Annotated in this window: 10 protein-coding genes and 7 tRNA genes; 15 read left to right on the forward strand and 2 right to left on the reverse strand. The window is 54.5% G+C overall.

Going from position 1 to position 14,309, the window contains the following annotated elements:
- Positions 1–142: 142 nt before the first annotated feature.
- Positions 143–2,092 (reverse strand): PTS N-acetyl glucosamine transporter subunit IIABC, encoded by a 1,950-nt coding sequence (nagE, locus tag RT197_RS09385; protein ID WP_312949633.1) that lies wholly within the window; start codon positions 2,090–2,092, stop codon positions 143–145.
- A 327-nt stretch (positions 2,093–2,419) separates the two neighbouring features.
- On the opposite strand from nagE, the gene nagB reads away from it, so the two are divergent.
- From nagB to RT197_RS09445, 12 genes are all read left to right on the forward strand, one after another.
- Positions 2,420–3,220 (forward strand): glucosamine-6-phosphate deaminase, encoded by an 801-nt coding sequence (nagB, locus tag RT197_RS09390; RefSeq protein ID WP_312949636.1) that lies wholly within the window; start codon positions 2,420–2,422, stop codon positions 3,218–3,220.
- A 52-nt stretch (positions 3,221–3,272) separates the two neighbouring features.
- Positions 3,273–4,421 carry an N-acetylglucosamine-6-phosphate deacetylase gene (gene nagA, locus RT197_RS09395; protein ID WP_312949637.1) on the forward strand — a complete coding sequence of 383 codons (1,149 nt, stop codon included), beginning with the start codon at positions 3,273–3,275 and terminating at the stop codon, positions 4,419–4,421.
- A gap of 9 nt (positions 4,422–4,430) precedes the next feature.
- A complete protein-coding gene (locus tag RT197_RS09400; protein WP_312949639.1) occupies positions 4,431–5,651 on the forward strand; it encodes an N-acetylglucosamine repressor in 1,221 nt (406 codons plus the stop codon).
- A gap of 173 nt (positions 5,652–5,824) precedes the next feature.
- Positions 5,825–6,577 carry an HAD-IIA family hydrolase gene (locus RT197_RS09405; protein ID WP_312949641.1) on the forward strand — a complete coding sequence of 251 codons (753 nt, stop codon included), beginning with the start codon at positions 5,825–5,827 and terminating at the stop codon, positions 6,575–6,577.
- 244 nt (positions 6,578–6,821) lie between these two features.
- Positions 6,822–8,486 carry an asparagine synthase B gene (gene asnB, locus RT197_RS09410; protein WP_312949643.1) on the forward strand — a complete coding sequence of 555 codons (1,665 nt, stop codon included), beginning with the start codon at positions 6,822–6,824 and terminating at the stop codon, positions 8,484–8,486.
- Positions 8,487–8,693: 207 nt separating this feature from the next.
- Positions 8,694–8,770: transfer RNA gene (locus RT197_RS09415), tRNA-Met, on the forward strand.
- Positions 8,771–8,777: 7 nt separating this feature from the next.
- Positions 8,778–8,862 (forward strand) — tRNA-Leu (locus RT197_RS09420).
- A gap of 77 nt (positions 8,863–8,939) precedes the next feature.
- Positions 8,940–9,014: transfer RNA gene (locus RT197_RS09425), tRNA-Gln, on the forward strand.
- A 36-nt stretch (positions 9,015–9,050) separates the two neighbouring features.
- Positions 9,051–9,125, forward strand: a tRNA-Gln gene (locus RT197_RS09430).
- Positions 9,126–9,142: 17 nt separating this feature from the next.
- Positions 9,143–9,219: transfer RNA gene (locus RT197_RS09435), tRNA-Met, on the forward strand.
- A 44-nt stretch (positions 9,220–9,263) separates the two neighbouring features.
- Positions 9,264–9,338 (forward strand) — tRNA-Gln (locus RT197_RS09440).
- A gap of 266 nt (positions 9,339–9,604) precedes the next feature.
- Positions 9,605–9,679, forward strand: a tRNA-Gln gene (locus RT197_RS09445).
- Between the two features lie 191 nt (positions 9,680–9,870).
- Here the strand turns inward: RT197_RS09445 and ubiF are convergent.
- Positions 9,871–11,046 carry a 3-demethoxyubiquinol 3-hydroxylase gene (ubiF, locus tag RT197_RS09450; protein ID WP_312949645.1) on the reverse strand — a complete coding sequence of 392 codons (1,176 nt, stop codon included), beginning with the start codon at positions 11,044–11,046 and terminating at the stop codon, positions 9,871–9,873.
- Positions 11,047–11,191: 145 nt separating this feature from the next.
- Between ubiF and miaB the strand changes: the two genes are divergently transcribed.
- The 3 genes from miaB (at position 11,192) to ybeY (ending at position 14,280) form a co-directional block, all read left to right on the forward strand.
- A complete protein-coding gene (gene miaB, locus RT197_RS09455) occupies positions 11,192–12,616 on the forward strand; it encodes a tRNA (N6-isopentenyl adenosine(37)-C2)-methylthiotransferase MiaB (RefSeq protein ID WP_312949648.1) in 1,425 nt (474 codons plus the stop codon).
- 159 nt (positions 12,617–12,775) lie between these two features.
- Entirely contained in the window at positions 12,776–13,816 is a 1,041-nt protein-coding gene (locus tag RT197_RS09460) for a PhoH family protein (RefSeq protein ID WP_312949650.1), read from the forward strand.
- Positions 13,813–14,280 (forward strand): rRNA maturation RNase YbeY, encoded by a 468-nt coding sequence (ybeY, locus tag RT197_RS09465; RefSeq protein ID WP_312949653.1) that lies wholly within the window; start codon positions 13,813–13,815, stop codon positions 14,278–14,280. The genes RT197_RS09460 and ybeY overlap by 4 nt, the downstream gene beginning before the upstream one ends.
- Positions 14,281–14,309: the final 29 nt, after the last annotated feature.

Here is a 14,309-nt window from a genome sequence, read left to right on the forward strand (position 1 = left end):
TAAACAACGTATAACGGCGTATGATCTTATAAGCAGGACGGGCTGACAACTATTAAATGGGTGACGGAGAAGAATTATGGCGAGGATGGCGGTAAAAAAAGCGGCGGAGGTTTCCCCCGCCGCTTTACGCTACTGTTAGCGGTTAGCCTCTGATTTCAAACAGTGGCGTTTGCCCGGCGACAACCTGACCCTGCGCTTTCAGCACCAGTTCAGCATAATCGTCGCTGTTGCTGCATACGACCGGGCTAATCATCGAACGCGCGTTCGCGTTGAGGAACTCGAGATCCAGTTCCAGTACCGGCTGGCCTGCGGTCACGGTTGCGCCCTCTTCCACCAGCCGCTTGAAGCCCTGACCATTCAGCGCCACGGTGTCGATGCCCATATGAACCACGATTTCCGCGCCGTTTTCTGTTTCCAGGCAGAAAGCGTGGTTGGTATTGAAGATCTTCACGATGGTGCCCGCAGCAGGTGCAACCACGATTTTATCCGTCGGTTTTACCGCCACGCCGTCGCCGACGGCTTTGCTGGCAAAAGCTTCATCCGGCACCTGCTCCAGCGCCACAATCTCACCGGTGATCGGCGAAACCAGTTCAGCAATCACGCGGGCATTGGCAACTGCCTGCGGTTTAACCGCTGCCACTGTTGCTGTCGGAGCGGCGGCGTCCGCTGCGGATGCCGCGACCGGACCACGTGCCACCACGCGTTTCATCGCATCACCGATCGATTCGGCTTTCGCCCCCACAATGACCTGGATGGTTTGTTTATTCAGTTTCACCACCCCGGACGCACCGAGGCGTTTACACATCGCATCGCTGACGCGGGCAGAATCGACCACGTTCAGACGCAGACGGGTAATGCAGGCATCGATGGCTTTCAGGTTATCCGTACCGCCAACCGCCGCAATGTAGTTGGTTGCCAGTTGGGTCAAGCCTTCTTCCGTGTTGCTGTTCGCTTCTTCTTTAACAATATTGACTTCTTCATCTTCACGACCCGGCGTTTTCAGGTTGAACATGCGGATCACCGCGCTGAACACCACGAAGTAGATAGCGAAGAAGATCAGCCCCATGACCATCAGCATCCAGACGTTGCTGCTGGCGGCGGGCAGGTTGTACATCAACGCATAGTCGATGGCACCCGCAGAGAAGGAGAAGCCCGCGTGAATATTCAGCGCGGTCGCCACAAACAGGCTGATCCCGGTTAACAGCGCGTGCAGGAGATACAGCAGAGGAGCCAGGAACATGAACAGGAATTCCAGCGGCTCGGTAACACCGGTAAGGAACGCGGTGATAGCCACAGACAGCAGCATACCGCCCACCATCGGACGACGCGCTTTCGGCGCAGCAAGGTACATCGCCAGCGCCGCACCCGGCAGGCCGAACATCATGATCGGGAAGAAGCCGGACATAAACATCCCGGCCGTGCCGTCACCGGCATAGAAGCGGTTGATGTCACCGTGGAACACCACGCCCGCCGTGTTGGTAAATTCACCAATCTGGAACCAGGCGATAGTATTCAGCACCTGATGCAGGCCGGTTGGGATCAGCAGACGGTTAATAAAGCCGAAGATACCGGAACCCAGTGCGCCTGCAGAGACAATCCATTCACCACCGGAATGAATTGCGTGCTGTACCGGCGGCCAGACGTAGCCAAAAATCGCCGCCAGGATCAGGCAGAAGAAGCCCGTGGCAATCGGCACAAAGCGTTTGCCGCCGAAGAAGCTCAGGAAGTCCGGCAGTTTGATATCGGACCAGCGGTTGTACACTGCCCCGCCGACCAGACCGGTGATGATACCGGCCAGCACGCCCATGTTGATTTCCGGGTTGATGGTAACCATAGCTTTGGTCAGTACGAAATAGCCCACCGCCCCCGCCAGTGCCGCTGCGCCCGCGCTGTCTTTCGACCAGCTTGACGCCACGCCGATGGCAAAGATTAACGCCAGATTATCGAAGATTGCGCCGCCTGCCTGTGCGATAAACGGCACGTTAAGCAGATCGGGCTGACCGAAACGTAGCAGCAGCGCTGCGACGGGTAAAACAGCGATGGGAAGCTGTAACGCCCTACCCAGCCGCTGAAAAAAACCTAAAATGTTCATTCCTGTTCCCCCTATGAGACCCTGATAAGGCTTGTTTAAAACAGCCTTTTTATTGTGAGATAAATATACTAACCATCACTTACATTCACCTAGCTTATGAGTGTCTGGAAAATTAATTCGTATCGCAAATTAAACACCTCTTTTTTGTGACTCCAATCACCAAATATCGTATTAACTTCGCCATATCGCTGGTCACATGACAAAACTTATTTTATTATTCAAAAAATCAAAACGGATTGACCCCGCTCGGTGGCAAAGTGCATTACTCTTATCACTGGATACACGCTCAATCTGCACACTTTTTTCTTATACTTCAGAGGTGAAAAAATGAGACTGATTCCACTGGCAACGGCCGATCAGGTCGGAAAATGGGCAGCACGTCACATCGTTAACCGCATCAACGCCTTCAAACCGACTGCGGATCGCCCGTTTATTCTTGGCCTGCCTACCGGTGGCACCCCGCTGACTGCTTATAAAGCGCTGGTTGAGATGCACAAAGCAGGCGAAGTGAGCTTTAAGCATGTTGTGACCTTTAACATGGACGAGTACGTTGGCCTGCCGAAAGAACACCCGGAAAGCTACTACAGCTTTATGCACCACAACTTTTTCGATCACGTTGACATCCCGGCAGAAAACATCAATCTGCTGAATGGTAACGCGCCGGATATTGACGCAGAATGTCGTCGTTATGAAGAAAAAATTCGTTCTTACGGCAAAATCCACCTGTTTATGGGCGGCGTAGGCAACGATGGTCATATCGCGTTTAACGAACCGGCTTCTTCTCTGGCATCGCGTACCCGTATTAAAACGCTGACCCATGACACCCGCGTGGCAAACTCTCGCTTCTTTGATAACGACGTCAATCAGGTGCCAAAATATGCCCTGACCGTGGGCGTTGGCACCCTGCTGGATGCGGAGGAAGTGATGATTCTGGTGCTGGGCAATGTGAAAGCGCTGGCGCTTCAGGCGGCGGTTGAAGGCAACGTGAACCACATGTGGACCATTAGCTGCCTGCAACTGCATCCGAAAGCAATTGTGGTGTGCGATGAGCCATCCACGATGGAACTGAAAGTGAAGACGCTGAAATACTTCAACGAGTTAGAAGCCGAAAATATCAAAGGTCTGTAAGAATGACGTTACCGTCCTGCGGGACGGTTAATTTTTACCACCGGGGGTCGACATGTATGCATTAACCCACGGCCGGATTTATACCGGTCACGAAATCCTTGATGACCATGCGATTGTCATCGCTAATGGCCTGATCGAACGTCTCTGTCCGCTGGCAGAACTCTCACCGGATATCGAACAGCGTTCGCTGGACGGAGCCATCGTTTCCCCCGGTTTTATTGATGTCCAGCTTAATGGCTGCGGCGGCGTACAGTTTAATGACACCGCAGAAGCCGTAAGCGTGGAAACGCTTGAAATTATGCAGCGCGCCAATGAAAAATCGGGCTGCACCAGCTACCTGCCGACGCTGATTACCACCAGCGACGATCTGATGAAACAGGGCGTGCGCGTGATGCGCGAGTACCTGGCGAAACATCCGCATCAGGCGCTGGGTCTGCATCTGGAAGGGCCGTGGCTGAATATCGTCAAGAAAGGCACGCATAATCCGCAGTTTGTGCGGATGCCGGATGCCGCGCTGGTCGATTTCCTCTGCGCAAACGCCGATGTCATCACCAAAATCACCCTTGCCCCGGAACAGGTTGCACCAGAGGTCATCAGCAAACTGGCGGCGTCGGGCATTGTGGTTTCCGCCGGTCATTCCAATGCGACGGTAAAAGAAGCTAAACGCGGCTTTCGCGCCGGGATCACCTTCGCCACCCACCTGTACAACGCAATGCCTTATATCAGCGGACGTGAACCCGGTCTGATTGGGGCCATTTTCGATGAGCCGGACGTGTGGTGCGGGATTATTGCCGATGGCTTACACGTTGATTATGTGAATATTCGTAACGCCAAACGCCTTAAAGGCGATAAACTTTGTCTGGTTACGGATGCGACCGCGCCCGCAGGCGCTGATATTGACCAGTTCATTTTTGCTGGTAAAACAATATACTACCGCAATGGACTGTGCGTGGATGAAAACGGCACCCTGAGCGGCTCGTCGCTGACCATGATCGAAGGCGTGCGCAACCTGGTGGAACACGTCAACATCGCGCTTGATGAAGCGCTGCGTATGGCAACGCTGTATCCGGCTCGCGCCATCGGCGTGGACAAACAGCTCGGCAGCATTGCACCGGGAATGGTCGCTAACCTGACCGCCTTCACGCGCGATTACAAAATCATTAAGACCATCGTTAATGGTAACGAGGTCGTCAACGGGTAAAGAAAAAGTATGACATCAGGCGGACAAGCTCAGATTGGTAATGTTGACCTCGTTAAGCAGCTCAACGGTGCGGCTGTCTACCGCCTGATTGATCAGCACGGGCCTATTTCGCGCATTCAGATCGCCGAGCAAAGCCAGCTTGCGCCCGCCAGCGTGACCAAAATCACGCGTCAGCTTATTGAACGCGGTTTGATCAAAGAAGTGGATCAGCAGGCCTCGACCGGAGGCCGCCGCGCTATCTCTATCGTTACTGAAACCCGCAACTTTCATGCTATCGGCGTGCGCCTGGGTCGTTATGACACCACGCTGACGCTGTATGATTTAAGCAGTAAGGTGCTGGCGGAAGAGCACTATCCGCTGCCGGAGCGCACCCAGGAGACGCTGGAACACGCGCTGCTCAACACCATCGCCCTGTTTATTGACACCTGCCAGCGTAAAATTCGCGAACTGATTGCCATTTCGGTGATCCTGCCGGGGCTGGTCGATCCAGAAAGCGGCATTATTCGCTATATGCCGCATATCCAGGTAGAGAACTGGTCGCTGGTCGGAGCGCTGGAAAAACGCTTCAATATTACCTGTTTTGTCGGCCACGATATCCGCAGCCTCGCACTGGCGGAGCATTACTTTGGCGCAAGCCAGGACAGCGCGGACTCCATCCTTGTGCGCGTGCATCGCGGGACCGGGGCGGGGATCATCTCCAACGGGCGCATTTTCATCGGCCGCAACGGTAACGTTGGGGAAATCGGCCATATTCAGGTCGATCCGCTGGGCGAGCGCTGTCACTGCGGCAATTTTGGCTGTCTGGAAACCATCGCCGCTAACGCCGCTATTGAACAGCGCGTGCGTCAACTGCTGGAAAAAGGCCATCAAAGCCGGGTGAAGCTGGAAGAGTGCAATATTAAAGCCATCTGCAAAGCGGCGAATAAAGGCGACGCGCTGGCGATGGAAGTCATTGAACACGTCGGACGCCACCTGGGTAAAACCATCGCGATTGCCATCAACCTGTTTAATCCGCAGAAAGTGGTGATCGCCGGGGAAATCGTCGAGGCTGAAAAAATTCTCCTGCCCGCCATCGAAAGCTGCATTAATACCCAGGCACTGCAGGCATTCCGTAAAAATCTGCCGGTAGTGCGCTCTACCCTCGATCACCGTTCGGCGATTGGCGCTTTCGCGCTGGTTAAACGCGCCATGCTGAACGGCATTTTGCTCCAGCGCCTGCTGGAAAGTTAACGCTACCCTGACCTCTACCCTGAATAATTCAATTTGCAGGAAGGCGGCAAGAGAACGAATCCCGATGAGCTTACTGTAGTAAGTGATTCGGGTGAGTGAACGCAGCTAACGCACCTGCAATTTGAAGTATGACGGGTATATATTGTCACCTTATTGCCGAAAACAGGTTGTCCATGACCATTCAGAACATTATTTGTGATATCGACGGCGTGCTGATGCACGATAACGTCGCCGTGCCGGGCGCAGCGGAGTTCTTAACGCGCATTCTGGAAAAAGGCCTGCCGCTGGTGCTGCTGACTAATTACCCTTCGCAGACCGGACAGGATCTGGCGAACCGGTTTGCGACCGCCGGTATTAATGTCCCTGACAGCGTTTTCTATACCTCCGCAATGGCGACCGCCGATTTCCTGCGCCGTCAGGAAGGGAAAAAAGCCTACGTCGTTGGCGAGGGCGCGCTGATCCACGAATTATATAAAGCCGGGTTTACCATCACCGACGTTAACCCGGACTTTGTGATCGTCGGCGAAACCCGCTCCTATAACTGGGAGATGATGCATAAGGCTGCTTTCTTTGTGGCTAACGGCGCGCGGTTTATCGCCACGAACCCGGACACCCACGGGCGCGGTTTTTATCCCGCCTGCGGCGCGCTCTGCGCGGGTATCGAAAAAATCTCCGGGCGTAAGCCGTTTTGCGTTGGCAAGCCCAGTCCGTGGATCATCCGCGCGGCACTGAATACCATGCAGGCGCATTCCGAACAGACGGTAATCGTCGGCGATAATCTGCGCACCGATATCCTCGCTGGTTTTCAGGCCGGGCTGGAGACGATTCTGGTGCTCTCTGGCGTATCGACTATTGATGACATCGACAGTATGCCTTTTCGCCCGTCGTGGATTTATCCCTCGGTGGCAGAGATTGACATCATCTGAGCAAAGCCACGTCTGCGGACGTGGTTTTTTACGTTTACCCCGCATGGAAAACATCTCATTTAATAAAAACGATAAAATAATGCAGATCCGCTAATGTTAGCGCGCAAAAGGTATTCTTTTTTCAACATCCAATAATCATCATTGCACTTTTTACGATCTGGCTGCCAAAACCCTTGCGCCCTGCCCCGCTTTGCGGCATTTTCTTAAGCAGGCATTAAAGGCAACAGGGTTAACGGAGAAGGTTATGTGTTCTATTTTTGGCGTACTGGATATTAAAACTGACGCGGTTGAACTGCGTAAAAAAGCGCTTGAGCTGTCGCGTCTGATGCGTCATCGCGGTCCCGACTGGTCCGGCGTTTACGCAAGCGATAAAGCCATTCTGGCGCATGAGCGTCTGTCCATTGTTGACGTGAATGCCGGTGCCCAGCCGCTGTATAACGATAAAAAAACCCATGCGCTGGCGGTCAACGGTGAAATCTACAACCATCAGGCGCTGCGTGCCGAATATGGCGATCGCTACCATTTCCAGACCGGCTCCGACTGCGAGGTGATCCTCGCGCTGTATCAGGAAAAAGGGCCGGAGTTCCTCGACGAATTGCAGGGTATGTTCGCCTTTGTGCTGTATGATAGCGAAAAAGACGCTTACCTGATTGGCCGTGACCACATCGGTATTATCCCGCTGTATATGGGTCATGATGAGCATGGCAACCTGTATATTGCTTCAGAAATGAAAGCGCTGGTGCCGGTATGCCGCACCATTAAAGAGTTCCCGGCGGGCAGCTATCTGTGGAGTCAGGACGGCGAGATCCGCCCGTATTATCATCGCGACTGGTTTAGCTACGATGCGGTAAAAGATAACGTCACCGACAAAAACGCGCTGCGTCAGGCGCTGGAAGAATCGGTGAAAAGCCATCTGATGTCCGACGTTCCTTATGGCGTACTGCTGTCTGGCGGTCTTGATTCTTCGGTTATTTCGGCGATCACCAAAAAATTCGCCGCCCGCCGCGTGGAAGATCAGGAACGCTCTGAAGCCTGGTGGCCGCAACTGCACTCTTTCGCTGTTGGGCTGGAAGGCGCGCCGGATCTGAAAGCCGCGCAGGAAGTGGCTAACCATCTGGGCACCGTGCATCACGAGATCCACTTCACCGTGCAGGAAGGTCTCGACGCGATCCGCGACGTGATTTATCACATCGAAACCTATGATGTGACCACCATTCGCGCCTCCACGCCGATGTACCTGATGTCGCGTAAAATCAAAGCGATGGGCATTAAAATGGTGCTTTCTGGCGAAGGCTCTGACGAAGTGTTTGGCGGCTACCTTTATTTCCACAAAGCGCCGGATGCGAAAGAGCTGCATGAAGAAACGGTGCGAAAACTTCAGGCGCTGCATATGTTTGACTGCGCCCGCGCTAACAAAGCGATGTCGGCCTGGGGCGTGGAAGCCCGCGTACCGTTCCTCGACAAGAAATTCCTGGATGTGGCGATGCGCATTAACCCGCAGGATAAAATGTGCGGCAACGGCAAAATGGAAAAACATATCCTGCGCGAATGTTTTGAATCCTATCTGCCGGCGAGCGTGGCGTGGCGTCAGAAAGAGCAGTTCTCCGATGGCGTGGGCTATAGCTGGATCGACACGCTGAAAGAAGTGGCGGCGAAGCAGGTATCCGATCAGCAACTGGAAACCGCGAGCTTCCGTTTCCCGTACAACACGCCGTCGTCAAAAGAAGCGTATTTGTACCGCGAAATTTTCGAAGAGCTGTTCCCGGTGCCGAGCGCCGCTGAATGCGTACCGGGCGGTCCGTCGGTGGCCTGTTCGTCAGCGAAGGCCATCGAATGGGATGAAGCCTTCAAAACCATGAACGATCCATCAGGGCGCGCGGTAGGCGTACACCAGTCCGCCTATAAATAAGTCTGCGTTATCAATAACGGACCCTGCGGGGTCCGTTTCTTTTTTTGCCGTGCTGTTTTTGATAATCGCCGAATATTGCGTCACGCTGTTCGCAACCTAACCAAACAGTCTTTTTCAGGCCATTTTCGATGAAAAAGGTGTTGACGCTTCAAGGCCCAATACGCATAATGCGCCCCGCAACGCCGATAAGGTAACGCGGAAAAAGATGGCTACGTAGCTCAGTTGGTTAGAGCACATCACTCATAATGATGGGGTCACAGGTTCGAATCCCGTCGTAGCCACCATCTTTTTGCGGGAGTGGCGAAATTGGTAGACGCACCAGATTTAGGTTCTGGCGCCGCAAGGTGTGCGAGTTCAAGTCTCGCCTCCCGCACCATTTCCGATAAGCGTTGTACGGATGGGAACCTTCCGGTTTTATAGCCCGAAGTTTTCCCATCTGAAAAGATTTGTTGTTGGGGTATCGCCAAGCGGTAAGGCACCGGTTTTTGATACCGGCATTCCCTGGTTCGAATCCAGGTACCCCAGCCATATTTTTGATGAGTGCGGTTTTACCGCTCACGGCATTGGGGTATCGCCAAGCGGTAAGGCACCGGTTTTTGATACCGGCATCCCCTGGTTCGAATCCAGGTACCCCAGCCAGTCAAAAAGAAGTAAATGGCTACGTAGCTCAGTTGGTTAGAGCACATCACTCATAATGATGGGGTCACAGGTTCGAATCCCGTCGTAGCCACCAGATTAGAAAGTAGTGGGTCAACCCGGTATTTTCGCAAAATTTGTTGGGGTATCGCCAAGCGGTAAGGCACCGGATTCTGATTCCGGCATTCCGAGGTTCGAATCCTCGTACCCCAGCCAAATTTAAAAGACGTTCATTGCGATGAGCGCAGGTGTTGGCGTTAAGTCCAACAAACAATTGGGGTATCTCCAGGCTGTAAGGCTCCGGTTCGATTCCGGCACGCGCTGAAGAGATAACCAAAAACAATTGGGGTATCTCCAGGCTGTAAGGCACCGGTTCGATTCCGGCACAAGCTGAAGAGATAACCAAAAACAATTGGGGTATCTCCAGGCTGTAAGGCACCGGTTCGATTCCGGCACACGTTGAAGAGATAACCAAAAACAATTGGGGTATCGCCAAGCGGTAAGGCACCGGATTCTGATTCCGGCATTCCGAGGTTCGAATCCTCGTACCCCAGCCACATTAAACAAAAAAGCTCGCTTCGGCGGGCTTTTTTGTTTTCATCAATCGGCTAAATAACCGCTGCTGTCAGCGCGTTCTCAATATTATCCACCGGCTATCACAGCGCAGCGGCCAAAACTCCGGTCAACAATGCCTGTCATTTCAACGCTCAGGTTAGTGCAGGCGTTCCGGTCATGAACGCCCACGCAATTACAGCCCCAACGCGTACTTCAGCGCCCGCCGTTTCAGCACGCCCGCGCGCTGGGCGGCCATCAGCCCGACATTACGCAGCACGCGCAGCGGCCCCAGGTCATTACTGAATCCGGCATAAAACAGATCCATCCCGGACTGCATAATAAAGTTATCCGCCATGCGCCGCATCTGATAGCGTTTGAGGATCTGATGACTGGCCCAGTCCTCGCTGTGGCTGCGGGCGCTTGCCAGCACGTCCAGCAATGCAACAACGTCGCGATAGCCGAGGTTCACGCCCTGCCCCGCCAGCGGATGAATGGTATGGGCCGCGTCGCCAACCAGCGCCAGCCCTGGCTGAACGTACTTCAGTGCATGACGTCGGGTCAGCGGAAATGCCCCGGCGGCAACCGGCGTCACGTTACCGAGACGCGCCGGAAAGTGCTGCGCAATCTCGCGCTGAAGCTGCGGCAGACTCAACGCCTGTAACTGGCGAATACGCGCGGGCGAGTCGTACCACACCAGCGACGCCCAGTTATCGAACAGCGGCAGAAACGCGCGCGGTCCGGCGGCGGTAAACTGTTGCCAGGTACTGTCACCCGGCAAGTTTTCGCACTGAACGGAAATCAACATGCAGGATTGCTGATAGTGCCACGCGTGAATGCCGATTCCGGCCATCTGTCGCACCTGCGAGTTCGCACCGTCCGCGCCAATCACCAGTGCTGCCGTCAGCGTTGCGCCGTCATCCAGTTCCAGCTGGTAGCCGTTGTGGTCGCGATGCATGGCCTTCAGCGAAGCGGGCACGCGCAACGTCACCTGCGGATGCGCCTCCAGCGCCAGCCACAGCGCCACCTGGAGGATATTATTTTCCACCATATAGCCCAGTTGCGGCAGCTTCAGTTCGGCGGCGTCAAAGGCGACGTGTGCATTCTGCCATTCCCAGGTTTCAAGGCGGGAGTATGGATGCGCCCGCATCCCCTGCACCGCGTCCCAGACGCCGAGGCTGCGCAACAGCGACACCGACGCGGCGCTGATGGCGGAGATCCGCACGTCCGGCTGCGCGCTCGCATCAAAAGCGGGCGGAGCCGCCCGTTCAATCACCGTTACCGAAAATCCGTGCTGCGCCAGTCCCAGCGCCAGCGCGCCGCCGACCATCCCACCGCCAATTACGACGACTTCACCCGCTTGATTTGTCATGGTCACTCATCCTTTTGAGAGAATCCCTTAAGTTTACAGGATTTCCACTTTTATTTGGCCAGGAGATGAACTATGGTCACAACCGCGCCAAAGCATTACAATACGCGCCCTGCAATCCTGGTACTATTTTCGCAAGAGCAAGTCGATGACAAAAAAACTCCATATTAAAACCTGGGGCTGTCAGATGAACGAATACGATTCATCGAAGATGGCCGATCTGCTGGATGCCACTCACGGTTATCAACTGACCGAGATAGCGGAAGAGGCAGACGTGCTGCTGCTGAATACCTGCTCAATCCGCGAGAAGGCCCAGGAAAAAGTCTTCCATCAGTTAGGTCGCTGGCGATTATTAAAGGAAAAAAATCCTGACCTGATTATCGGCGTCGGCGGCTGCGTGGCATCGCAGGAAGGCGATCATATTCGCCAGCGCGCGAACTACGTCGATATTATTTTTGGCCCGCAAACGCTGCACCGTCTGCCGGAGATGATCAACTCCGTGCGCGGCGACCGTAGCCCGGTGGTGGATATCAGCTTCCCGGAAATCGAAAAATTCGACCGCCTGCCAGAACCGCGCGCCGACGGCCCGACCGCGTTTGTCTCCATTATGGAAGGCTGCAACAAATACTGTACCTATTGCGTGGTGCCGTACACCCGTGGTGAAGAAGTCAGCCGTCCGTGCGACGATATCCTGTTTGAAATCGCCCAACTGGCGGCGCAGGGCGTGCGTGAAGTTAACCTGCTCGGCCAGAACGTCAACGCCTGGCGCGGTGAGAACTACGACGGCACTACCGGCTCCTTCGCCGAACTGCTGCGCCTCGTCGCAGCGATTGACGGCATCGACCGCATTCGCTTCACCACCAGCCATCCGATTGAATTCACCGACGACATCATCGAAGTATATCGCGATACCCCGGAACTGGTGAGCTTCCTGCATCTGCCGGTGCAGAGCGGTTCTGACCGGGTGCTGAATCTGATGAGCCGTACCCACACCGCGCTGGAATACAAAGCGATTATTCGCAAGCTGCACGCTGCCCGCCCGGATATTCAGATAAGCTCCGACTTTATCGTGGGTTTCCCCGGTGAAACTACCGACGATTTTGAAAAGACCATGAAGCTGATTGCCGATGTCAATTTCGACATGAGCTACAGCTTTATTTTCTCCGCGCGTCCGGGGACCCCGGCGGCCGATATGGTCGATGACGTGCCGGAAGAAGAGAAAAAGCAGCGCCTGTATATTTTGCAGGAGCGCATTAACCAGCAGGCGATGGCCTGGAGCCGCCGGATGCTTGGCACCGTCCAGCGTATTCTGGTTGAAGGCACCTCGCGCAAAAGCATTATGGAGCTGTCGGGACGCACGGAAAATAACCGCGTGGTGAACTTCGAAGGCGCACCGGACATGATCGGTAAATTTGTCGATGTCGAAATCACCGATGTTTATCCGAACTCGTTGCGCGGCAAGCTGGTGCGCACCGAGGAAGAGATGGGCCTGCGCGTGGTGGAATCGCCGGAATCGGTCATTGCCCGCACCCGTAAAGAAAACGAGATTGGCGTCGGGATTTACCAGCCGTAATCTCTCCGGCCTGCCGCACGGCAGGCCTTGTTTTCCCTCCTCGCCTCCCCCATATTTATTCCAGAGCTTGCGCCTTTTCCTGCAAGGTGAATAATGATCAAACTCCGCCGCAACGCTGCTTTTATCGCGCTGTGGCTATACCGGTAAAAGAGGAACAGTTTGAATACAGAATCTCGTGAAATTACCCTTGAACCAGCCGATAATGCCCGCCTGCTAAGCCTGTGCGGACCGTTTGATGACAATATCAAACACCTCGAACGCCGACTGGGCATCGAAATCAATCGTCATGATTACCACTTTACCCTGACTGGCCGCCCGATCTGCGTGACTGCCGCAGCAGATATCCTGCGCACGCTGTATGTCGATACTGCGCCAATGCGCGGGCAGATCCAGGATATTGAGCCGGAACAAATCCACCTCGCTATCAAAGAAGCGCGGGTGCTGGAACAAAGCGCTGAAAGCGTGCCGGAATACGGTAAAGCGATTCATATCAAAACCAAGCGCGGGGTGATTAAACCGCGCACGCCGAATCAGGCGCAGTATATTGCCAATATTCTCGACCACGACATCACCTTTGGCGTTGGCCCTGCCGGGACGGGTAAAACCTATCTGGCGGTGGCGGCGGCGGTTGATGCCCTGGAGCGTCAGGAAATTCGCCGCATTCTGCTGACCCGCCCGGCGGTTGAAGCCGGTGAAAAACTGGGCTTCCTGCCCGGCGATTTAAGCCAAAAAGTTGACCCGTACCTGCGCCCGCTGTATGACGCGCTGTTTGAAATGCTCGGCTTTGAAAAAGTTGAAAAGCTGATGGAGCGCAACGTGATCGAAGTTGCACCGCTGGCCTATATGCGTGGTCGCACCCTCAACGACGCTTTCATTATTCTTGATGAAAGCCAGAACACCACCATCGAACAGATGAAAATGTTCCTGACCCGTATCGGTTTTAATTCAAAGGCGGTGATCACCGGCGACATCACCCAGGTCGATCTGCCGCGCAGTACCAAATCTGGCCTGCGTCACGCCATTGAAGTGCTGTCGGACGTCGATGAAATCAGCTTTAACTTCTTCCACAGCGAAGACGTAGTGCGCCATCCGGTGGTTGCCCGCATCGTTACCGCCTATGAAAAATGGGAAGAAGCCGATCAAAAACGCCGCGCTGAGCAGGCCGAAGAACGCAGGCGCGAAGCGCAGGAGCAAAAATGAGTGAGGTGATCCTCGATTTACAACTGGCCTGCGAAAACAACGCGGGCCTGCCGGAAGAAGCGCAGTTTCAGACCTGGCTGAATGCGGTTATCCCCGCGTTTCAGGAAGAATCAGAAGTCACGATTCGGCTGGTGGATGAAGCAGAAAGCCATGAGCTTAACCTGACCTATCGCGGCAAGGACAAACCGACCAACGTGCTTTCCTTTCCGTTTGAAGCGCCGCCGGGGATTGAACTGCCGCTGCTGGGCGATTTAATCATCTGCCGCCAGGTGGTCGAACAGGAAGCCAAAGAGCAGGAGAAACCGCTGGACGCGCACTGGGCGCATATGGTGGTTCACGGCAGTTTGCACCTGCTGGGCTACGACCACATTGAAGACGATGAGGCAGAAGAGATGGAAGCCCTTGAAACTGAGATAATGCTTGCTCTCGGTTACGAGGATCCGTACATTGCCGAGAAGGAGTAACCCGCGCGCCAGAATGCTGGCGCACAGGT

Origin of the sequence: Superficieibacter sp. (genome assembly GCF_032071645.1) — a bacterium.
In the GTDB taxonomy this organism is placed as follows: Bacteria; Pseudomonadota; Gammaproteobacteria; order Enterobacterales; family Enterobacteriaceae; genus Superficieibacter.